Consider the following 20,101-nt stretch of genomic DNA (forward strand, 5'->3'; position numbering starts at 1 on the left):
GCCTCAGCGGCGCGCGAGCGCCTGCAGGCGATGCCCGCGCCACTGCCACAGCGCCCACAGCGTCGGCCACATGGCGGGCGCGGCGGCGCCGCCGACGTCGAGGCGGTCGCGGAACCGGCTTCGCCCATCCGGCAGCGGCGACACGGCCATGCGGTGCCGCCACGACGTGAGCGCGGCGAGCGGGCCGGAGACCGGGCCGCCGCGGTCGTGCACGATGCGCACGTCGCCGCGCACCTCGTCGTGCAGCTCGACGACCATGCGCCCCGACGGCACGCCCAGCATGCGGGTCTCGAGCGCGACGGGCGTGGCGTCGGGCCAGACGGGAGGCCACGCGCCCTCCACGGGCGCGGGGGCGAGCACGGGTGCCATGGCGAAGCGCATGGCGGCGGGGGAGTGCAGCAGCGTCCACGCCCGCTCGGCGTCGCAGTCGAGCACGAGGTCGAGGACGATGCGCATGCTCCCAGCATGGCGTGCGCGTACCGTGGGCGCATGCCCCTCGTCACCCTGCTGAGCGGCCCGACGGCGACGGGCAAGACCACGATGGCGAAGGCGCTCGAGGCGGCGGGCGCCATGCGGCTGTCGATGGACGACGCGCAGTGGCAGGCCGGGTACCGCAGCGCCTTCGCGCCCATCGAGGTGCTCCAGCGGCTCGAGGCGGGCCTGAAGGAGCGCATGGCGCAGGCGGTCGGGGCCGGCCGCCCCGTCGTCGTCGACCTGTCGCTCACGACGAGGGCCGTGCGGGATGCGTGGCGGCGGGCCGCGCAGGATGCCGGGGCGAGCGTCGACCTCGTCGTGCTCACGGCGCCCACCGACGTGCTGTGGCAGCGCATCCGGGAGCGCGCCGGTCGCGGCGGGCCGGATGCGTTCACGCTCGACCGGGAGGCGCTCGACGCCTACGTCGCGTCGGTGGAGCCGCCGCATCCCGACGAGCGCGCACGCATCGTCGTCACGGGCTGAGCGGCCCGCGCCTCAGATCTGGTACTCGATCGACCCCGGGCGGGCGAGCATCGCGGGCACGCCGACGAGCGTCGCGCCGTTCGGCGCGTCGCGCACGACGACGGCGTTCGCGCCGACCTTCACGTCGTCGCCGAGGTGGATGGGGCCGAGCACCTTCGCGCCCGCGCCGACGATCACGCGGTCGCCCAGCGTCGGATGCCTGCGTCCGACGCCGACCCCGCGCCCGCCGAGCGTCACCTGGTGGTAGATGAGGCAGTCGTCGCCGACGACGGCCGTCTCGCCGATGACGACGCCCATGCCGTGGTCGATGAGCAGGCGCCTGCCGAGCGTCGCCCCCGGGTGGATCTCGACGCCGGTGACGAACCGCATCCACTGGCTGCCGGCGCGGGCCGCGAAGCGCAGCCCGCGCCGCCAGAGCCAGTGATGCCATCGGTGCGCCCACACGGCGTGCAGGGTCGAGTACGTCAGCCACACCTCGAGGGCGCCGCGAGCCGCCGGATCGCGCAGCTGCGCGTTCCGGATGTCCTCGCGGATCCCGAGCACGTCAGGCGAGGTCGGCGTAGACCGGGTTCGAGAGGTAGCGCTCGCCCGTGTCGCAGATGATGGCGACGACGGTCTTGCCGGCGTTCTCGGGGCGCCGTGCGACCTCGAGCGCCGCCCAGACGATGGCGCCCGACGAGATGCCCGAGAAGATGCCCTCCTTCGCGGAGAGCTCGCGCGCGACGCGCACGGCGTCGTCGAGTGCGACGTCGACGACCTCGTCGTACGCCTCGCGGTCGAGGATCGACGGCACGAAGTTCGCGCCGATGCCCTGGATCTTGTGCGGCCCGGCGGTGCCCTGCGTGAGCAGCGGGGAGTCGATGGGCTCGACGGCGACGACCTGCACGTCGGGCTTCAGCTCCTTGAGGCGGCTGCCCGCGCCCGTGATGGTGCCGCCCGTGCCGATGCCGGCGACGAAGATGTCGACGGCGCCATCGGTGTCGGCCCAGATCTCCTCGGCGGTCGTGTCGCGGTGGACCTTGGGGTTCGCGGGGTTGTCGAACTGGCGGGCGAGGATGGCGCCCGGCGTCTCCTCGACGATCTGGCTCGCGCGCTCGACGGCGCCGCGCATGCCCTCGGAGCCCGGCGTGAGCACGAGCTCGGCGCCGAGCGCCTTCAGCACGGCGCGACGCTCGACCGACATGGTCTCCGGCATGGAGAGGATGACGCGGTAGCCGCGTGCGGCGCCGACGAGCGCGAGCGCGATGCCCGTGTTGCCGCTCGTGCCCTCGACGATCGTGCCGCCGGGCTGCAGCTCGCCCGAGGCCTCGGCGGCGTCGATGATCGCCTTGCCGATGCGGTCCTTCACGCTCGCGCCCGGGTTGAAGAACTCGAGCTTCGCGAGGATGGTGGCGTGCGTGTCGTCGACGCGCTGGAGGCGCACGAGCGGCGTGCCTCCGATCGTCGCGGTCACGTCGTCGTAGATGCGAGCCATAGGTGGGCCTTTCACGGGTGAGAAGCAGTCGTGATGATGCTAGCCGTTCGACCCCGAGGCCGTGCCTGGATGGGGGCGCCCCCAGGGTACGGTGCCGAGGTGCCCGACCTCGAAGCCACCATCGCTGCCGCGCGCGCGGCGCTCGCACGCGTCGACGTCGTCGGCCCCGACGCCGAGATCCTCGCCGCGCACGTCGTCGGCACGTCGCTCGGCGAGCTGCGGATGCGCATGCTGCGCGGTGCGTCGCTCGACGATCCGCAGGCCAGGCGGCTCGGCGCGCTCGTCGCGCGCCGCGCCGAGCGCGAGCCGCTGCAGCACCTCACGGGCGAGGCGCACTTCCGCCACGCGACCCTCGCGGTCGGCCCCGGCGTCTTCGTGCCGAGGCCCGAGACCGAGGTGCTCGTCGACCACGCGCTCGCCGCGCTCGATGCGCTCGGCGTCGCGCATCCCGTCGTCGTCGACGCGTGCGCCGGCTCCGGCGCCATCGCGATCGCCATCGCGACCGAGCGTCCCGCCGCGCGCGTGCACGCCGTCGAGGTCGACGACGCCGCCATCGCCTGGACGCGCCGCAACGTCGCGGCGCTCGCGCCGCGCATCCGCCTCGTGCAGGGCGACGCCACCCGGCTCGACGCCCTGCTGCCGGACGTCGCGGGCTCGGTCGACGTGCTCGTGTCGAACCCGCCCTACGTGCCGAGCGCCGCGGTGCCGCGCGACGCCGAGGTGCGGCTGCACGACCCCGCGCTCGCCCTCTACTCCGGTGACGACGGGCTCGACGTCGTGCGTGGTCTCGCCGACGTGGGCGTGCGCGTGGTGCGCGAGGGCGGATGCATCGCGCTCGAGCACGGCGAGGAGCAGGGCGCCGCGGTGCGCGCCGTGCTCGACGCCGCCGGCTGGCGCGACGCGGCGACGCATCGCGACCTCACGGGCCGCGATCGCGTGACCACCGCGCGCCGCTGACGCGCACGGCGCGCACGAGCACGCGACCGTACGATGGTCGCGTGCCCGAGACCTTCGACTGCAGCGTGCCCGCGTCCCTCCTCGCCGGGGTGCGCGCCGCACGGCAGGCGCTGCAGACGGGCGGGCTCGTCGTCATGCCCACCGACACGGTCTACGGCATCGCCGCCGACGCGTTCGACGCCGACGCCGTCGCGGGCCTGCTCGCGGCGAAGGGTCGCGACCGACAGTCGCCGCCGCCCGTGCTCGTGCCCGACCTCGCGACGCTGTCGGCCCTCGCCGAGCAGGTGTCCGACGACGTCCGTGCGCTCGCCGAGGCGTTCTGGCCCGGCCCCCTCACGATCATCGTGCGCGCGCAGCCGAGCCTCAGCTGGGATCTGGGCGAGACGAGGGGCACCGTCGCGCTGCGCATGCCCGCGAACGACGTCGCCCTCGGCCTCCTCGCCGAGACCGGCCCCCTCGCCGTCTCGAGCGCCAACCTCCACGGCGAGCCCGCCTCCACGACGGCCGCGGAGCCCGCGGCGGCGCTCGCCTCCTCCGTCGCGGTCGTCCTCGACGCCGGCGAGGTCGGCGAGGGCTACGAGCCGCACGCCGACGGCGAGAGGGCCCAGAACGGCTCGACGATCGTCGACGCGACGGGGGAGCGCATCCGCATCGTGCGCCAGGGCGTGCTGGCCCGCGAGCGCATCGCCGAGATCGTGGGCGAGGCGCTCGAGCCATGACGATCTTCCTCGTCGTCGGGGTGCTCGCGGCGGTCGTGACCTGGCTCGTGAGCCTCGGCACGCTCCGCTTCGCGCTCGCCCACGGCATCCATCCGCCCGTGCGCGAGCGCGACGTGCATGCGAAGCCGACGCCGCGCCTCGGCGGCGTCGCGATGTTCGCAGGCGTCGTCGCGGCGGTGACAGCCGGCTCGTTCGTGCCGCAGTTCGACCCGGCGTACGCCGAGTGGCCCCGCATCGTCGCGCTGCTGTGCGCCACGGGCTTCATCGTCGTCGTGGGCGTGCTCGACGACCTGCTCGACCTCGACTGGATGGTGAAGCTCGGCGCGCAGCTCGTCACGGCGGGCGTCGTGGCCTTCTTCGTCGTGCGCATCACGAGCATCCCGAATCCGTTCGGCGGCATCGCCGTCGGGTCGCAGCAGATGTCGATCGTGCTGACGGTCGTCACGATCGTGCTCGTCATGAACGCCGTGAACTTCATCGACGGGCTCGACGCCCTCGTCGCGGGCACGACCATCATCGGCTCGGCGGCGTTCTTCGCCTACATCTGGATCATCAGCAACGCCCTCGGCCAGCAGGAGGCCTACTTCTCGCTCGCGAGCCTGCTGACCGCGATCGTCGTGGGCGCGTGCGTCGGCTTCCTGCCGCTCAACTGGCACCGCGCGAAGATGTTCATGGGCGATGCGGGCGCGCTCATGGTGGGGCTCCTCACGGCGACGGCCGCGATCTCGGTCACGGGCCAGATCGACCTGACGGTCGTCGGCGGCCGCTCGCAGCTGCTGCCCGCCTTCATCCCCGTGCTGCTGCCGTTCGCGATCCTCGCGCTGCCGCTGCTCGACTTCGTGCTCGCCGTCGTGCGCCGGCTGCTGAACGGCCAGAGCCCCTTCGCGGCCGACCGCAAGCACCTGCACCACCGCCTGCTCGACATGGGGCACACGCATCTGGGCGCCGTGCTGATCTTCTACTCGTGGACGATCGTGGTCGCGGGCGGCACGCTGCTGTTCCTGTTCATCGACGAGTGGCTCGCTGCCGGTATCATCGGGGTCGGCTTCCTCGTCTGCGCGATCCTCACCGCGCTGCCGGTGAGCAGGCGGGTCTGGCATTCCGCGCTGCGACTCGCGAGGGCGCGCTCGGCACAGCGTCGGGCGCGGAGGACGCCCACCACCGACACGGTCGATGCAGGGGAGCGACGATGACCATCCAGGACGTCATGCGCCGGGTGCTCGCATACGGCGGGCTGCTCGCAGCCGCCGTCGCGCTCGTCGGCGGGATCGTGGGATTCGCCGTCGCGGGGTGGACGGGCGTCGTCAGCGCCCTCGTCGGCACCGCGATCGCGATCGCGTTCCTCTCGCTCACGGCGCTCAGCGTGCTCGTGGGCTTCAAGGTCTCGCGCGGCGAGCTGCTGCATCCCGCCTTCTTCGGCGTGCTGCTGGGCGGCATGCTGCTGAAGTTCGTGGCGTTCCTCGTCATCATGCTCGCGCTGCAGGGCCAGGCGTGGCTCGCGGGCGGCGTCGTCTTCGGCACGATGCTCGCCGCGGTGCTCGGCTCGCTCGTCGTCGACGTGCTCGTCATCGGTCGCTCCAAGCAGCCGACGGTCGACGAGCCCGCCGAGGAGGAGACCCAGGGGCGCCCCGCGCGCCGCTGACGCCCCCGCTCTGCTAGGCTGAGAGCGATCCCCCAGGTTGGTCCCTCATCCTCCGCGCCCGCATGGTCGCACGGCGATGGAGGAGCGATCCGGGACACCGATCAGTACGACGACGACCTTGGCGCCGTGACGCGCCGTGACCGACGGAGACCCCGCTGAGCGCGCTTCCCCTGCTGGCCATTTCCGCCGCCGCTCCTGAGCCCGAGCCGTTCCATCCGCCGAGCCTCACGGAGTTCTTCCCGGAGGTGTTCCTCCTCACGGACCCGACGGCCGTCGGCCTCTCGGGTGCCGAGGAGCCGATCTTCGGACTGAACAGGATCATGCTGATCCGCTTCCTCGCGGTCGCGGTCATGATGCTCATCCTGTGGCTCGCCGTGCGCAACATGCGCATCGTGCCGACGCGCTTCCAGGCCGGCGCCGAGTTCCTGCTCGGCTTCGTGCGCCAGAACGTGATCATCGACACGCTCGGCGAGAAGGACGGCCGCCGGTTCATGCCGGTGCTCATGGCGATGTTCTTCGGCATCCTCGCGATGAACATCACGGGCATCATCCCGGGCCTCAACATCGCGGGCACCTCCGTGATCGGCATGCCGCTCGTGCTCGCGCTCGTCGCGTACGTGCTGTTCATCTACGCGGGCCTCAAGAAGCACCCGGGCACGTTCCTCAAGAACTCGCTGTTCCCGTCGGGCGTGCCGATCCCGATCTACGTGATCGTGACGCCGATCGAGTTCCTCTCGACGTTCGTGCTGCGCCCCGTGACGCTGGCGCTGCGACTCCTGATGAACATGGTCGCCGGCCACCTCCTGCTCGTGCTCTGCTTCGCGGCGACGCACTTCTTCTTCTTCTCGATGCTCGCCTACGGCGACTTCCTCGGGCTCCTCGGCATCGGCACGCTGGCCTTCGGCCTCGCGTTCACCCTCTTCGAGATCCTCGTGGCCGTCCTGCAGGCCTACGTCTTCACCTACCTCGCTGCCGTCTACATCCAGCTCGCGCTGGCAGACGAGCACTGATCGTCCGACCTCCCCAGGTCGTACAGCAACCTCCAGAAAGGAACCGCACCAATGAACATCGTCGGCTACCTCGCCCCGATCGCATTCGGCCTCGCGTCCATCGGCTCGGCCATCGGCGTGGGCATCATCGTCGGCAAGACGATCGAGTCGGTCGCGCGCCAGCCCGAGCTCCAGGGCCGCCTGACGGGCCTCATGTTCCTCGGCATCGCGTTCACCGAGGCCCTGGCGTTCATCGCCATCGCGACGGGCTTCATCCCGTTCACCGCCCCGGCCTGATCGCCGACCGCCTAGCGGTCTCCAAGGAGCAAAGGAGTAGGGATGCAGCTCGCATTCCCCGTCGTGATGGCGGATGAGGGGCACGGCGAGACCTCGCCGAACCCGCTGATCCCCGCCATCTACGACATCGTCTGGTCGCTGGTCGTCTTCGCGATCGTCCTCGCCTTCTTCTTCTGGCTGGTGCCGAAGCTGAACAAGGCGCTCGACGCACGTCGCGACGCGATCGAGGGTGCGCTCGAGCGCGCCGAGGCGGCGGAGGCGAAGGCGAAGGCCTCCGTCGAGGAGAACGCCGCGATCCTGGCCGAGGCACGTGCCGAGGCCGCGCAGATCCGCGAGAAGGCGCGCGCCGAGGGTGCGCAGATCCTCGCGGAGCTGAAGGCGGGCGCGCAGGAGGAGGCCGACCGCGTCGGCGCCACCGCTCGCGCGCAGATCGAGGCCGAGCGCCAGGCTGCCGTGCAGTCGCTGCGCCAGGAGGTCGGCGTGCTCGCGCTCGACCTCTCCGAGAAGGTCGTCGGCGAGGCGCTCGACGAGCAGCGCGCCGCAGGCATCGTGGACCGCTTCCTCGCGGACCTCGAGGCCGAGGAGGCTGGTCGCCGGTGAGGTCCGCCACGCGTGAGGCGCACGGCGCCCTGATCGACGCCGTCTCGGCGTCGTCGGGCGCCGGCGTCTCCGACGCCCGCGAGGTGCTGCAGGCCGCTCGTGCCATCGAGCGCACGCCGCAGCTGCTCGCGGCGCTCGTCGACACGAACGGCACGAGCGCCGATCGCGACGCGATCATCGCGCGCGTGTTCGGGTCGCTCGGCGCCGAGGCGCGCCGACTGCTCGGCCTCGCCGCCGCGCAGCGCTGGTCGTCCGGGCAGGATCTGCTCGCAGGCCTCGAGGACGCGGGCATCCGCATCGCCTCGACCGCGAGCGACGCCGACGTGTCTGGCGAGATCCAGCAGGTCGAGCGGGTCGTCGTCGGCGACACCGACCTCGAGCTCGCGCTCGGTGGGCTCATCGGCGGGCCCGACGACAAGGCGCTCGTCGTCGAGCGTCTGCTCGCAGGCAAGGCCTCCGAGGCCACGCTCGTCATCCTCGACCACCTCGTGCGCTCGCCGCGCGGCCGCCGCATCGGCGTGCTGCTGCGGCAGGCAGCCGAGTCGGTGGCCGAGGCCGCCGGAGCCGGCATCGCGACGGTCACCACCGCCGTGGCGCTCCCCGAGGCGCAGCTGCAGCGGCTCGAGACGAGCCTCTCGCAGCGCTACGGACGACGTCTGCTCGTGCAGCAGGTCGTCGACCCCCAGATCATCGGCGGCCTCCGGGTCGCGGTCGCGGACGACGTCATCGACGGCACGCTCCGCGCGAAGTTCACCGACCTCCGGCTGCGGCTGGGCTAGGTCACACGAGGAGAAGCAATGGCAGAGATCACCATCAGCCCCGATGACATCAAGGGTGCGCTGAGCGACTTCGTGGCCTCGTACGAGGCCAAGGCCTCGTCGACGAGCGAGGTCGGTCGCGTCACCGACGCCGCCGACGGCATCGCGCACGTCGAGGGCCTCCCGGGCGTCATGGCCAACGAGCTCGTCCGCTTCGCGGACGGCACGCTCGGCCTCGCGCAGAACCTCGACGAGACCCAGATCGGCGTCGTCGTGCTCGGCGAGTTCAACGGCATCGACGAGGGCATGGAGGTGACCCGCACGGGCGAGGTCCTCTCCGTCCCCGTCGGCGAGGGCTACCTCGGCCGCGTCGTCGACCCGCTCGGCAACGCGATCGACGGCCTCGGCGAGATCGCGACGAGCGGCCGCCGCGCCCTCGAGCTCCAGGCCGCCGGCGTCATGCAGCGCAAGTCGGTGCACGAGCCCATGCAGACGGGCATCAAGGCGATCGACGCCATGATCCCGATCGGCCGTGGCCAGCGTCAGCTCATCATCGGCGACCGCCAGACCGGCAAGACGGCCATCGCGATCGACACGATCATCAACCAGAAGGCCAACTGGGAGTCGGGCGACGTCTCGAAGCAGGTGCGCTGCATCTACGTCGCCATCGGCCAGAAGGGCTCCACGATCGCCTCCGTCCGCGGTGCGCTCGAGGAGGCCGGCGCCATGGAGTACACGACGATCGTGGCCGCTCCCGCATCGGACCCTGCCGGCTTCAAGTACCTCGCGCCCTACACGGGCTCGGCCATCGGCCAGCAATGGATGTACGAGGGCAAGCACGTCCTCATCATCTTCGACGACCTCTCGAAGCAGGCCGAGGCCTACCGTGCCGTCTCGCTGCTGCTGCGTCGCCCGCCGGGCCGCGAGGCATACCCCGGCGACGTCTTCTACCTGCACTCCCGTCTGCTCGAGCGCTGCGCGAAGCTCTCCGACGAGCTCGGCGCCGGCTCGATGACGGGTCTGCCCATCATCGAGACGAAGGCCAACGACGTCTCGGCGTACATCCCGACCAACGTGATCTCGATCACCGACGGCCAGATCTTCCTGCAGTCCGACCTCTTCAACGCCAACCAGCGTCCCGCGGTCGACGTCGGCATCTCGGTCTCGCGCGTCGGTGGCGACGCGCAGGTCAAGTCGATCAAGAAGGTCTCGGGCACGCTCAAGCTCGAGCTGGCGCAGTACCGCTCGCTCGAGGCGTTCGCGATGTTCGCGTCCGACCTCGACGCCGCGTCGCGTCGTCAGCTCGCTCGTGGTGCGCGCCTCACCGAGCTCCTCAAGCAGCCGCAGTACTCGCCGTACCCGGTCGAGGAGCAGGTCGTCTCGATCTGGGCGGGCACGAACGGCAAGATGGACGCCGTCCCCGTCAGCGAGGTGCTGCGCTTCGAGGCCGAGCTGCTCGACCACCTGCGCCGCAACTCGTCCGTGCTCACGACCCTGCGCGAGACGAACGTGCTCGACGACGACACCCTGAAGACGCTCGAGAGCGAGGTCGACGCGTTCGCCGCCGGCTTCGTGGCCGACGAGTCCGACTCGATCGTCGCCGACTCGCCTGACGAGATGCCGCTCGACGACGTCAACCAGGCGCAGATCGTGAAGGGCAAGCGCTAAGCCTCATGGGAGCCCAGCTCAGGGTCTACACGCAGAAGATCAAGTCTGCGCAGACGACCAAGAAGATCACGAAGGCGATGGAGCTCATCGCCGCGTCGCGCATCCAGAAGGCGCTGGCGCGGGTCGAGTCCTCGTCGCCGTACGCACGCGCGATCACGCGTGCCGTGAGCGCGGTCGCGACGTACTCGAACGAGGTCCACGACCTCACGCTCGAGCGCGACGAGATCCGCCGCAGCGCGATCGTGGTCCTCACGAGCGACCGCGGCCTCGCCGGCGCGTTCAACTCGCAGATCCTCCGCGAGGCCGGCGAGCTGCGTGCGCAGCTCGAGGGCCAGGGCAAGGAGGTCGAGCACTACCTCGTCGGTCGCAAGGCGGTGCAGTACTTCCAGTTCCGCCGCCGTGCGGCGGTCCGCGACTGGACGGGCCAGACCGACGTGCCCACTGCCGACCTCGCCAAGGAGATCGCCGACGCCGTCATCGAGTCCTACGTCAAGGGCTCGGCGAACGGCGGCGTCGACGAGATCCACGTCGTCTACAACCGCTTCGTCAGCATGATGACGCAGGAGCCGCAGACCGTCCGTCTGCTGCCCCTCGAGATCGTCGACGCAGCGACGGACGCCACGGACGGCGAGCACTTCCCGCTCTACGAGTTCGAGCCGGAGCCGGGCCGCGTGCTCGACGCCCTCCTGCCCGTCTACGTCGAGAGCCGCATCTTCAACGCACTCCTGCAGTCGGCCGCCGCGAAGCAGGCCGCCACGCAGAAGGCGATGAAGTCTGCATCCGACAACGCGGACACGCTCATCACCGACTACACGCGCCTGCGCAACAACGCGCGCCAGGCCGAGATCACGCAGCAGATCTCCGAGATCGTGGGCGGCGCGGACGCCCTCTCCTCGGCGAAGTAAGCCACGAAAGGCACTGGAAGCAATGACCATCACGGAAGCAGCCGCCACGCAGGCAGCCGTCGGCCGCATCGCCCGCGTCACGGGGCCGGTCGTCGACATCGAGTTCCCGCACGACGCCATCCCCGGCATCTACAACGCGCTCAAGACCGAGGTCTCGTTCGGCGAGGGCACCGAGACGATGACGCTCACCCTCGAGGTCGCGCAGCACCTCGGCGACGACCTCGTCCGCGCCATCGCCCTCAAGCCGACGGACGGCCTCGTCCGCGGCCAGGAGGTGCGCGACACCGGCGAGGCCATCACGGTCCCCGTCGGCGACGTCACCAAGGGCAAGGTCTTCAACGTGATCGGCGAGGCGCTGAACCTCGGCGAGGGCGAGACCCTCGAGGTCACCGACCGCTGGCCCATCCACCGCAAGGCGCCGGCGTTCGACCAGCTCGAGTCGAAGACGCAGCTCTTCGAGACCGGCATCAAGTCGATCGACCTGCTCACCCCGTACGTGCAGGGCGGCAAGATCGGCCTCTTCGGCGGTGCGGGCGTCGGCAAGACCGTCCTCATCCAGGAGATGATCCAGCGCGTCGCGCAGGACCACGGTGGCGTGTCGGTGTTCGCGGGCGTCGGCGAGCGCACGCGTGAGGGCAACGACCTCATCCACGAGATGGAGGAGGCGGGCGTCTTCGACAAGACGGCCCTCGTCTTCGGCCAGATGGACGAGCCGCCGGGGACGCGTCTGCGCGTCGCCCTCTCGGCGCTCACGATGGCGGAGTACTTCCGCGACGTGCAGAAGCAGGACGTCCTGCTCTTCATCGACAACATCTTCCGCTTCACGCAGGCGGGCTCCGAGGTGTCGACGCTGCTCGGCCGCATGCCCTCCGCCGTGGGCTACCAGCCGAACCTCGCCGACGAGATGGGTCTCCTCCAGGAGCGCATCACGTCGACGCGCGGTCACTCGATCACGTCGCTGCAGGCCATCTACGTGCCTGCCGACGACTACACCGACCCGGCACCGGCCACGACGTTCGCGCACCTCGACGCGACGACCGAGCTGAGCCGCGAGATCGCGTCGAAGGGCCTCTACCCGGCCATCGACCCGCTCACGTCGACGAGCCGCATCCTCGACCCGCGCTACATCGGCGAGGACCACTACCGCGTCGCGACGACCGTGAAGCAGATCCTGCAGAAGAACAAGGAGCTGCAGGAGATCATCGCGATCCTCGGCGTCGACGAGCTCTCCGAGGAGGACAAGATCGTCGTGTCGCGTGCACGTCGCATCCAGCAGTTCCTCTCGCAGAACACGTATATGGCGAAGAAGTTCACGGGCGTCGAGGGCTCCACGGTGCCGCTCAAGGACACGATCGAGTCGTTCGACGCGATCGCCAAGGGCGAGTTCGACCACGTGGCGGAGCAGGCGTTCTTCAACGTCGGCCCCATCACCGACGTCGAGGAGAAGTGGGCGCAGATCCAGAAGGAGAACGGCTGATGGCACTCGCCGTCAGCATCGTCTCGGCCGAGGCCGAGGTCTGGTCGGGCGAGGCGAGCCAGGTCGTGGCACGCACCGTCGAGGGCGAGATCGGCATCCTGTCGGGCCACGAGCCGGTGCTCGCCGTGCTCGGCTCCGGCCAGGTGCGGGTCACGCCCGTCGACGGCGCGGTGATCGCGGTGGATGCGGCCGAGGGCTTCCTCTCGGTCGACCACGACCGGGTCGAGATCGTCGCACGGCACGCGCAGCTCGCGTGATCGTCATCCTGCCGCCCTCGGAGACGAAGGCGGCGGGCGGTGCGCCGGGGTCCACGCTGGACCTCGGCGCACTGGCGTTCCCGCCCCTGCGTCGCACGCGCGAGCGCATGGTCGAGGCGACGATCGCGAAGGCCGTCGCGGCCCCCGCCGCACCGACCGCCGCGCGGCAGCGCTGGATCGACGACGATCGTGCCCTGCGGACGTCGCCGACGATGCCTGCCCTCGAGCGCTACGAGGGCGTGCTCTACGACGCCCTCGGCGCGGCGACGCTCGACGCGCCGGCGCGCGCGTGGGTCGACGCGCACGTCGTCGTGGCGTCGGCGCTGTGGGGTCTCGTGCGCGCGAGCGATCGCATCCCCTCGTATCGGTGCTCGGCGAGCGACCTGAAGGGCCCCCTGCGCGGCGCGTGGGCCGATGCGGCGGCGGTGCTCGCCGACGAGACGGTCGTCGACCTGCGCTCGAAGGCGTACGTCGACGTGGCGCCCGTGCCCGGTGCCATCGGCGTCGACGTGGTGGGGGAGGACGGCGCGGCCCTCAACCACTGGAACAAGCACGGCAAGGGCGCGCTCGTGCGCCGCATGGCGGGCGACGGCGTGATCGCGTCGTCGGCGGACGACCTCGCCGCCTGGGCAGCGGGCGCCGGCATCCGCCTGCGGCGCGTCGCCGACGACCGGCTCGAGCTCACGGCGACCGCCGCCGGGCTCGGCTGACGCGTCCGCCCAGAGCGCACGCGGCGGCGGCGCGCGCGTGGCTAGGCTTGAGGGATGCGTCGCACGCTCGGATCCAGTGACATCGTCGTGAGCCAGGTGGGCCTCGGGCTCAACAACCTCGGGCGGCCCGGCACCGCGACCGAGGAGCAGCCCGGCACCGATCGCCTCGTGCACGCCGCGATCGACCACGGCATCACCCTGCTCGACACCGCCGACATGTACGGCGTGCCGCCGACGACGAGCGAGCGGCTGCTGGGCAACGCCCTGAAGGGCAGGCGCGACCAGGTCGTGCTCGCGACGAAGTGGGGTCACCAGCAGTTCCCGATCCCGGGATCGGAGGACTGGGGGCCGAAGGGCGGCCGCCGGTACCTGCGCAACGCGGTCGACGCATCGCTGACGCGGCTGCAGACCGACTGGATCGACCTGTACCAGCTGCACACCCCCGACCCCGAGACGCCGATCGAGACGACGATCGACGCGCTCGACGAGCTGGTCGAGGCCGGCAAGATCCGCGCCTACGGGCACTCCAACCTCTCGGGCGAGCAGATCCGCGAGGCGGCGGCGGTGCAGTCGCCGCACGGCTTCGTGACGGCGCAGGACGAGTACAGCCTGCTGGCGCGCGGCGTCGAGACCGACGTGCTGCCTGCGGCGCGCGAGGCGGGGCTCGGCTTCCTGCCGTACTTCCCGCTGTACAACGGCCTGCTCTCCGGCAAGTACACGCGCACCGAGCAGCCGCACGACGGCCGGCTGACGCGGATCAAGCCGCAGCTGCTCGAGGGCGTCGACTGGACGCTGCTCGAGGAGTACGATCGCGTGGCGCGCGACGCCGGCCTCACGATGCTCGAGGCCACGTTCGCGTGGCTGCTCGCGCAGGAGCCCGTGGTGTCGGTGATCGCGGGCGCCACGAAGCCCGAGCAGATCGCGCAGAACGTCGCGGCAGGCGAGGCGCGCATGGGCGCCGACGTCGTCGAGGCGATCTCCGACCTCTTCTCCTAGGCGGCGAGGGGCGCGCGCGTCCCTCCCACCCGGCCGGCGTCCACAGGCGCCGCGGCTGCGGGCGGACGCCGTCGGGCGGGGCCGCCAGCCTCTCGGCATGCAGATCGTCCGCGCCTCCTCGCCCCAGCAGCTCCTCCTCGCCCTCCCGCACCTCGCGGGGTCGGCCATCGCACGCTCCGTGCTGCTCGTGCCCTTCCACGGCTCGCGCACCGGCATGGCGCTGCGGTGCGACATCCCGGGGCTCCCGCGCGGTGCGCTGCCCGCCTGGGCCGATCGGATGCTCGATGCCGTGCTGGGCGCCGAGCCCGACGCGCTCGCCGTCGCGGTCGTGACGGATGCCGTCGTCGGCACGGGGGCGCTGCCGCACCGCGGCGTCGTGCGCGCGATCTGCGCGGCCGCGCGCCGCGCCGGGCTGCCCGTGCGCGCACGGCTGTGCCAGGCCGCCGACGCGTGGGGCGACTACGACGCCCCCGGGGCCGCGCGAGGGCCGCTCGCCGAGCTCGAGGTCACCGACGGGCTGCCGTTCCTCGCACCGACGCCGCCTCCTCGCGTGCCGAGGCCTGCGTCCCCGGCGCGCAGGCTCGCCGTCGCCGAGGCGCTCGAGGCCGTCGCGTCGTCCGGTGCGCTGCGGGCTGCGCTCGACGACCCCGTCGTGCCGATCGAGCTCGCGCTCCACGCCGCGGTGCTCGATCCCGAGCAGGCGGCGCTCGTGCTCGCGCTCGTGCAGCGTCCCGCGCTGCGCGACGCTGCGACGTGCCAGCTGCTCGACGGGCTTGCCGCGGGCATCCAGGCGCATGCGCTGCAGCGCGGCGAGCCTGCCGACGTCGAGCCCGCGCGCCTGCTGGGCGTCGGGCCTGCGCCAGACCGCGACCGCGTCGAGCGCGGCATCGGGCTGCTCGAGCACGTCGTCGCCGTCGCGCCCGAGGGCATGCGGGCGGCGCCGCTCGTCATGCTCGCGACGCTGCACTGGCTCGTCGGCCGTGCGGGCACGGCGGCGGCGTGCATCGACGTCGCGCTCGACGACGACCCCGAGCTCGGCATGGCGCTGCTCATGGCGACGGTGCTGCACGCGGGCATGCTGCCCGAGTGGGTCGGCGCCGACCGCGCCGCGGCGTCGTGACCCGCGGGATCACGACGCCGCGCCGCTCAGCGCGCGACGGCGTAGCCCTGCTCGCCGCGAGGGTTCGCGGCGGCGCGCACCGAGCCGTCCGGCGCGCGGCTCGCGAGGCTCAGCCGGCCGAGGCTCCACGCGCCGACCTCCGAGACGCGGTGGCCGCGGCGACGCAGCTCGGCGATGACGTCGTCTCCGAGGCGATCCTCGACGTGGAGGCCGCCCGGCTCCCACACGCGCGGATCGAACGACGAGACGAGGTGCGTCGTGTGCCACGCGGGGGCGTCGATCGCTGCCTGCGGCTCGAGCCCGAGCACGCCCATCCCGAGCAGCATCGACACCTGCCAGGAGTCCTGCTGGTCGCCGCCGGGGGTGCCGAAGGCGGTGACGGTGCCGTCGTCGTCGAGCGCCATCGAGGGCGAGAGCGTCGTGCGAGGGCGGATGCCGGGAGCCATCGACGTCGTGAGGCCCTCCTCGAGCCACAGCATCTGCGCACGGGTGCCGAGGCAGAACCCGAGCCCCTCGATCGCGGGGCTCGACTGCAGCCATCCGCCGCTGGGCGTCGCCGAGACGACCATGCCGTCGGCGTCGACGACGTCGAGATGGCACGTGTCGCCGCGGGTCGGCTCGCCGGCGCCCGCCGCCCGGTGCGCGCCCTCGACCTCGACGACGGGCATGCGGGGCGGCCCGTGCAGCGCGCCGGGGCGCAGCTCGAGCGAGGCGGTCTCCGCGATGAGCGCGCGTCGCTGGGCGAGATAGGCCTCGTCGAGCAGTCCCGAGATGTCGGCGCCGTCGCCGAACCACGCGTCGCGGTCGGCGAAGGCGAGCTTCGCCGCCTCGGTCGCGACGTGCACGACGTCGGCGTCGAAGCGCTCGGCTCGCGTCGGCAGCAGCGGCTCGACGATGCCGAGCTGCGCGAGCAGGGCGGGCCCCTGCGTCCACGCGCCGCACTTCAGCACGCGGCGGCCGCGCCAGTCGAGGCCGAGCGGGGCCTCCCACGTCGGCTGCCACGCGGCCATGTCCTCGCCCCGCAGCAGACCGGGATGCGCGTCGCCCGTGGCGTCGACCACGGCGGTGCGCCCGTGGGCGTCGATCGCCTCGGCGACGAACCCCTCGCGCCAGGCTGCGATGGCGGCGTCGCACGCGGCCTCGCGGCCGAGCCCGGCGCCCGCATCCGCGAGCCTGCGGTACGTCGTCGCGAGCTGCGGCATGCGGATGCGCTGCCACGGCTCGGGCGCGCCGCCCGCGACCCACAGCTCCGCGGACGTCGGCCAGTCCATGCGGAAGCGCTCGGCGTTGGCCGCGATCGTCGCGGCGACGCGCGGCAGCACGTGGTGGCCGCGGTCGGCGAGGTCGATGGCGAAGGCGAGCACCTCGGCGGGCGTCCACGTGCCGAGATCGCGCAGCAGCGTCATCCAGGCGGGGACGGCTCCCGGCACGACGGCGGCGAGCAGGCCCGTGCCCGGCACGTGGTCGACGCCGAGGGCGCGGTAGGCGTCGATCGTCGCACCGGCGGGCGTGACGCCCTGGCCGCACAGCACGCGCGGCTCGCGGCCCGGCTCGTGCACGATGGCGGGCAGGTCGCCGCCCGGCCCGTTGAGGTGCGGCTCGACGACGTGCAGCACGAAGCCGGCCGCCACCGCGGCGTCTGCGGCGTTGCCCCCGCGCTCGAGCACGGCCATACCGGCGCTCGATGCGAGCCAATGGGTCGACGCGACGGCGCCGAAGGTGCCGTGCAGCTCGGGTCTCGTGCGCATGGGCTAGCGCTGCGCCTGCGCGCGGGAGAGGACGTCGCGGAGGATGTCCGTGATCTGCGCGAACTCGGGCTCGCCGATCGTGAGCGGCGGCGAGAGCTGGATCACGGGGTCGCCTCGGTCGTCGGCGCGGCAGTACAGCCCGGCCTCCCACAGCTCCTTCGAGAGGAAGCCGCGCAGCAGCCGCTCGGACTCCGGGCCGTCGAACGACTCCTTCGTCGCCTTGTCCTTCACGAGCTCGATGCCGAAGAAGTAGCCGTCGCCGCGCACGTCGCCGACGATGTCGAGGTCGAGCAGCGTCTCGAGCGACGAGCGGAACGCGGGGGAGAGGGTGCGCACGCGCTCGAGGAGCCCCTCCTCCTCGAAGAGGTCGAGGTTGGCGTTCGCGACGGCGGTCGACACGGGGTGGCCGCCGAACGTGTAGCCGTGGCTGAACATGGCGTCGGCGTGCCGGAAGGGCTCGTACACGCGGTCGCTCACGATCGTGCCGCCCAGCGGCGCGTAGCCGCTCGTGACGGCCTTCGCGAACGTGATCATGTCGGGCTCGTAGCCGTAGGCGTCGCACGCGAACATGTGGCCGATGCGCCCGAAGGCGCAGATGACCTCGTCGCTCACGAGCAGCACGTCGTGCCGGTCGCAGATCTCGCGCACGCGCTGGAAGTACCCGGGCGGGGGCGGGAAGCATCCGCCGGCGTTCTGCACGGGCTCGAGGAAGACGGCCGCGACGGTGTCCGGCCCCTCGAACTGGATCATCTCCTCGATGCGGTCGGCGGCCCAGATCCCGAACTCCTCGTCGGTCGTGCCGGTGAACCCGGCCTCCTCGGCGCGATAGCGGTTCGTGTTGGGCACGCGGAACGTGCCGGGCACGAGCGGCTCGAACATCTGCTTCAGCGAGGGGATGCCCGTGATGGCGAGGGCGCCCTGCGGCGTGCCGTGATAGGCGACGGCGCGCGAGATGACCTTGTGCTTCATCGGCTTGCCCTGCATGCGCCAGAACTGCTTCGCGAGCTTGAACGCCGTCTCGACGGCCTCGCCGCCGCCGGAGGAGAAGAACACGTGGTTCAGCGCGCCCGGGGCGTAGCCCGCGAGGCGATCGGCGAGCTCGATGGCGGGCGGATGCGCGTAGGACCACAGGGGGAAGAAGGCGAGCTCCTTCGCCTGCCGCGCCGCGGCCTCGGCGAGCGACTCGCGCCCATGGCCGGCCGCGACGACGAAGAGCCCGGCGAGGCCGTCGACGTACTCCTTGCCGCGGTCGTCGTAGATGCGGTGCCCGTCGCCCCGCACGATGATGGGCGTCTGGCCCGCCTCGAGCGCCGACTGGCGCGCGAAGTGCATCCAGAGGTGGTCGGCGGCCTTCGTCTGCAGGTCGGTGAGCTCGGTCATCGGTGCCTCCTAGCGGGTTCCCCAGTCGTAGCGCTGCTCGACGAGCCGCATGTAGAGGAAGGTCTCGGTCGCGGCGACGCCCTCGATCGTGCGCACCTCGGTGTTCAGCAGCTCGATGAGCGCATCGTCGTCCTCGCAGACGACCTCGGCGATGACGTCGAACGAGCCCGCCGTCATGACGACGTAGTCGATCTGCGGCAGCGCGGCGAGCCGCTCGGCGACCACGACGGTGTCGCCCTGCACGCGGATGCCGACCATCGCCTGCCTGCGGAAGCCCAGCTGCAGCGGGTCGGTCACCGCGACGATCTGCATGACGCCCGACTCGGTGAGGCGCTGCACGCGCTGTCGCACGGCGGCCTCGCTGAGGCCCACCTCCCTGCCGATCTCGGCGTACGAGCGGCGGCCATCGCGCTGCAGCCGCTCGATGATCGCCTTCGACACGTCGTCGAGCATGTGGCTCCTGCGGTCGCTCATGTCGATGATCCTGGTCGACGGATGCGGCCGTGGCAAGGGATTCCGTCGTCGCGACCCGTCGCAGCCATCGGAATCCGTAGCGACGGGGTCGCCGCGTCGGGCGCGCACGCGAGGGGTGCGCGCATGGGAGACTGGTGGGCGTGACGCACATCGGAGCGCCTGTCGGCGAGCACACGGGCCAGGGGCCGGCGAGCCAGACGTTCCAGGTGCGCTGGGCCGGCACGACCGACGTCGGGCTGCGACGCCAGCACAACGAGGACAGCCTCGTCACGCAGCCGCCCGTGTTCGCGATCGCCGACGGCATGGGTGGCCACAGCCACGGCGACCTCGCGAGCCGCGTCGTCGTCGAGCGACTGGGGGGACTCGGGGGCCGTGAGCGCGTCGAGCCCGCCGACGTCGTCGAGGCGCTGCGCGAGGCGACCGCCGACATCGCCCGGCTCGTGGGCGACGCCGACGCCGGCACGGGCACGACCGTCACGGGCTGCGCGTTCGCCGAGCACGACGGCGACCCCTACTTCGCGATCTTCAACGTCGGCGACTCGCGCACGTACGCGATGCTCGGCGAGCGCCTCACCCGCATCACCGTCGACCACTCGGTCGTGCAGGAGCTCGTCGACGCGGGCCTGCTCGCGGAGGACGAGGCCGAGTCGCACCCGGAGGCCAACGTCGTCACGCGCGCCGTCGGCTTCAACGCCGACCCCGTGCCCGACTACTTCCTGCTGCCGATCATGCCGAGGCTGCGCCTGCTCGTGTGCTCCGACGGGCTCACGAAGGAGATCCACGACGTCGACATCGAGCGCATCCTCATCGAGCACGAGGAGCCCCACGCCGCATGCGAGGCCCTCGTCGACGCCGCGCTCGATGCCGGCGGCCGCGACAACGTGACCGTGGTGGTCGTCGACGTCGTCCGCGCGCCCGAGGTCGAGGACGTCGACCGCACCGTGCCCCGGGCGACGCTCCGCGAGGACTGACG

The 20,101-nt window shown here is 72.1% G+C and carries 23 protein-coding genes; 17 read left to right on the forward strand and 6 right to left on the reverse strand.

Annotated features, from left to right (window positions below; translation table 11 throughout):
• Nucleotides 1-3: 3 nt before the first annotated feature.
• Complete coding sequence (locus tag ACFQPP_RS13730; protein ID WP_376917205.1) at nt 4-456, reverse strand: hypothetical protein; 453 nt, start codon at nt 454-456, stop codon at nt 4-6.
• Between the two features lie 33 nt (nt 457-489).
• Between ACFQPP_RS13730 and ACFQPP_RS13735 the strand changes: the two genes are divergently transcribed.
• A complete protein-coding gene (locus tag ACFQPP_RS13735; RefSeq protein WP_376917206.1) occupies nt 490-957 on the forward strand; it encodes an AAA family ATPase in 468 nt (155 codons plus the stop codon).
• Nucleotides 958-969: 12 nt separating this feature from the next.
• Here ACFQPP_RS13735 and cysE read toward each other — a convergent pair whose 3' ends face one another.
• Together cysE and cysK are read right to left on the reverse strand one after the other, a co-directional pair.
• Nucleotides 970-1,500: a serine O-acetyltransferase gene (cysE, locus tag ACFQPP_RS13740; protein WP_376917207.1), complete on the reverse strand. Its 531-nt coding sequence runs from the start codon at nt 1,498-1,500 to the stop codon at nt 970-972.
• Nucleotide 1,501: 1 nt separating this feature from the next.
• Nucleotides 1,502-2,431 carry a cysteine synthase A gene (gene cysK / locus ACFQPP_RS13745; RefSeq protein ID WP_376917208.1) on the reverse strand — a complete coding sequence of 310 codons (930 nt, stop codon included), beginning with the start codon at nt 2,429-2,431 and terminating at the stop codon, nt 1,502-1,504.
• Between the two features lie 69 nt (nt 2,432-2,500).
• Here cysK and prmC point away from each other — a divergent pair, with 69 nt between their 5' ends.
• The 15 genes from prmC (at nt 2,501) to ACFQPP_RS13820 (ending at nt 15,526) form a co-directional block, all read left to right on the forward strand.
• Nucleotides 2,501-3,388: a peptide chain release factor N(5)-glutamine methyltransferase gene (gene prmC, locus ACFQPP_RS13750; protein WP_376917209.1), complete on the forward strand. Its 888-nt coding sequence runs from the start codon at nt 2,501-2,503 to the stop codon at nt 3,386-3,388.
• Nucleotides 3,389-3,429: 41 nt separating this feature from the next.
• The gene (locus tag ACFQPP_RS13755; RefSeq protein ID WP_376917210.1) at nt 3,430-4,107 is read left to right on the forward strand and encodes an L-threonylcarbamoyladenylate synthase; all 678 of its coding nucleotides are present in this window, start codon (nt 3,430-3,432) and stop codon (nt 4,105-4,107) included.
• Nucleotides 4,104-5,300, forward strand: coding sequence for an MraY family glycosyltransferase (locus ACFQPP_RS13760; RefSeq protein ID WP_376917211.1), 1,197 nt, complete (start codon nt 4,104-4,106; stop codon nt 5,298-5,300). Before ACFQPP_RS13755 ends, ACFQPP_RS13760 begins: the two co-directional genes overlap by 4 nt.
• Complete coding sequence (locus tag ACFQPP_RS13765) at nt 5,297-5,749, forward strand: hypothetical protein (protein WP_376917212.1); 453 nt, start codon at nt 5,297-5,299, stop codon at nt 5,747-5,749. The genes ACFQPP_RS13760 and ACFQPP_RS13765 overlap by 4 nt, the downstream gene beginning before the upstream one ends.
• Nucleotides 5,750-5,904: 155 nt before the next feature.
• Nucleotides 5,905-6,759: a F0F1 ATP synthase subunit A gene (gene atpB / locus ACFQPP_RS13770; protein WP_376917338.1), complete on the forward strand. Its 855-nt coding sequence runs from the start codon at nt 5,905-5,907 to the stop codon at nt 6,757-6,759.
• A gap of 51 nt (nt 6,760-6,810) precedes the next feature.
• Entirely contained in the window at nt 6,811-7,035 is a 225-nt protein-coding gene (gene atpE / locus ACFQPP_RS13775; protein ID WP_092502204.1) for an ATP synthase F0 subunit C, read from the forward strand.
• Between the two features lie 42 nt (nt 7,036-7,077).
• Nucleotides 7,078-7,635: a F0F1 ATP synthase subunit B gene (locus ACFQPP_RS13780; protein WP_376917213.1), complete on the forward strand. Its 558-nt coding sequence runs from the start codon at nt 7,078-7,080 to the stop codon at nt 7,633-7,635.
• Nucleotides 7,632-8,414: a F0F1 ATP synthase subunit delta gene (locus ACFQPP_RS13785; RefSeq protein ID WP_376917214.1), complete on the forward strand. Its 783-nt coding sequence runs from the start codon at nt 7,632-7,634 to the stop codon at nt 8,412-8,414. Before ACFQPP_RS13780 ends, ACFQPP_RS13785 begins: the two co-directional genes overlap by 4 nt.
• Nucleotides 8,415-8,432: 18 nt before the next feature.
• Nucleotides 8,433-10,061: a F0F1 ATP synthase subunit alpha gene (gene atpA, locus ACFQPP_RS13790; RefSeq protein WP_376917215.1), complete on the forward strand. Its 1,629-nt coding sequence runs from the start codon at nt 8,433-8,435 to the stop codon at nt 10,059-10,061.
• A 5-nt stretch (nt 10,062-10,066) separates the two neighbouring features.
• The gene (locus ACFQPP_RS13795) at nt 10,067-10,966 is read left to right on the forward strand and encodes a F0F1 ATP synthase subunit gamma (protein ID WP_376917216.1); all 900 of its coding nucleotides are present in this window, start codon (nt 10,067-10,069) and stop codon (nt 10,964-10,966) included.
• Between the two features lie 22 nt (nt 10,967-10,988).
• Entirely contained in the window at nt 10,989-12,443 is a 1,455-nt protein-coding gene (gene atpD / locus ACFQPP_RS13800) for a F0F1 ATP synthase subunit beta (protein WP_376917217.1), read from the forward strand.
• Complete coding sequence (locus ACFQPP_RS13805) at nt 12,443-12,700, forward strand: F0F1 ATP synthase subunit epsilon (RefSeq protein ID WP_376917218.1); 258 nt, start codon at nt 12,443-12,445, stop codon at nt 12,698-12,700. The genes atpD and ACFQPP_RS13805 overlap by 1 nt, the downstream gene beginning before the upstream one ends.
• Nucleotides 12,697-13,410: a YaaA family protein gene (locus ACFQPP_RS13810; protein WP_376917219.1), complete on the forward strand. Its 714-nt coding sequence runs from the start codon at nt 12,697-12,699 to the stop codon at nt 13,408-13,410. Before ACFQPP_RS13805 ends, ACFQPP_RS13810 begins: the two co-directional genes overlap by 4 nt.
• A gap of 54 nt (nt 13,411-13,464) precedes the next feature.
• On the forward strand, nt 13,465-14,406 hold the full coding sequence (locus tag ACFQPP_RS13815) for an aldo/keto reductase (protein ID WP_376917220.1): 942 nt from the start codon (nt 13,465-13,467) through the stop codon (nt 14,404-14,406).
• A gap of 97 nt (nt 14,407-14,503) precedes the next feature.
• A complete protein-coding gene (locus ACFQPP_RS13820) occupies nt 14,504-15,526 on the forward strand; it encodes a DUF4192 family protein (RefSeq protein WP_376917221.1) in 1,023 nt (340 codons plus the stop codon).
• Between the two features lie 26 nt (nt 15,527-15,552).
• Here ACFQPP_RS13820 and ACFQPP_RS13825 read toward each other — a convergent pair whose 3' ends face one another.
• From ACFQPP_RS13825 to ACFQPP_RS13835, 3 genes are read right to left on the reverse strand one after another with little or no spacing between them, the layout of a single operon-like run.
• Nucleotides 15,553-17,274: a gamma-glutamyltransferase family protein gene (locus ACFQPP_RS13825; protein WP_376917222.1), complete on the reverse strand. Its 1,722-nt coding sequence runs from the start codon at nt 17,272-17,274 to the stop codon at nt 15,553-15,555.
• A gap of 3 nt (nt 17,275-17,277) precedes the next feature.
• Nucleotides 17,278-18,654 carry an aspartate aminotransferase family protein gene (locus ACFQPP_RS13830; RefSeq protein ID WP_376917223.1) on the reverse strand — a complete coding sequence of 459 codons (1,377 nt, stop codon included), beginning with the start codon at nt 18,652-18,654 and terminating at the stop codon, nt 17,278-17,280.
• Between the two features lie 9 nt (nt 18,655-18,663).
• Nucleotides 18,664-19,128: an Lrp/AsnC family transcriptional regulator gene (locus ACFQPP_RS13835; protein ID WP_376917224.1), complete on the reverse strand. Its 465-nt coding sequence runs from the start codon at nt 19,126-19,128 to the stop codon at nt 18,664-18,666.
• Nucleotides 19,129-19,268: 140 nt separating this feature from the next.
• Here ACFQPP_RS13835 and ACFQPP_RS13840 point away from each other — a divergent pair, with 140 nt between their 5' ends.
• On the forward strand, nt 19,269-20,099 hold the full coding sequence (locus tag ACFQPP_RS13840; RefSeq protein WP_376917225.1) for a PP2C family protein-serine/threonine phosphatase: 831 nt from the start codon (nt 19,269-19,271) through the stop codon (nt 20,097-20,099).
• Nucleotides 20,100-20,101 lie beyond the last annotated feature (2 nt).

It is taken from the genome of Agrococcus sp. GCM10030265, from assembly GCF_042666675.1.
Classification (GTDB): Bacteria; Actinomycetota; Actinomycetes; order Actinomycetales; family Microbacteriaceae; genus Agrococcus.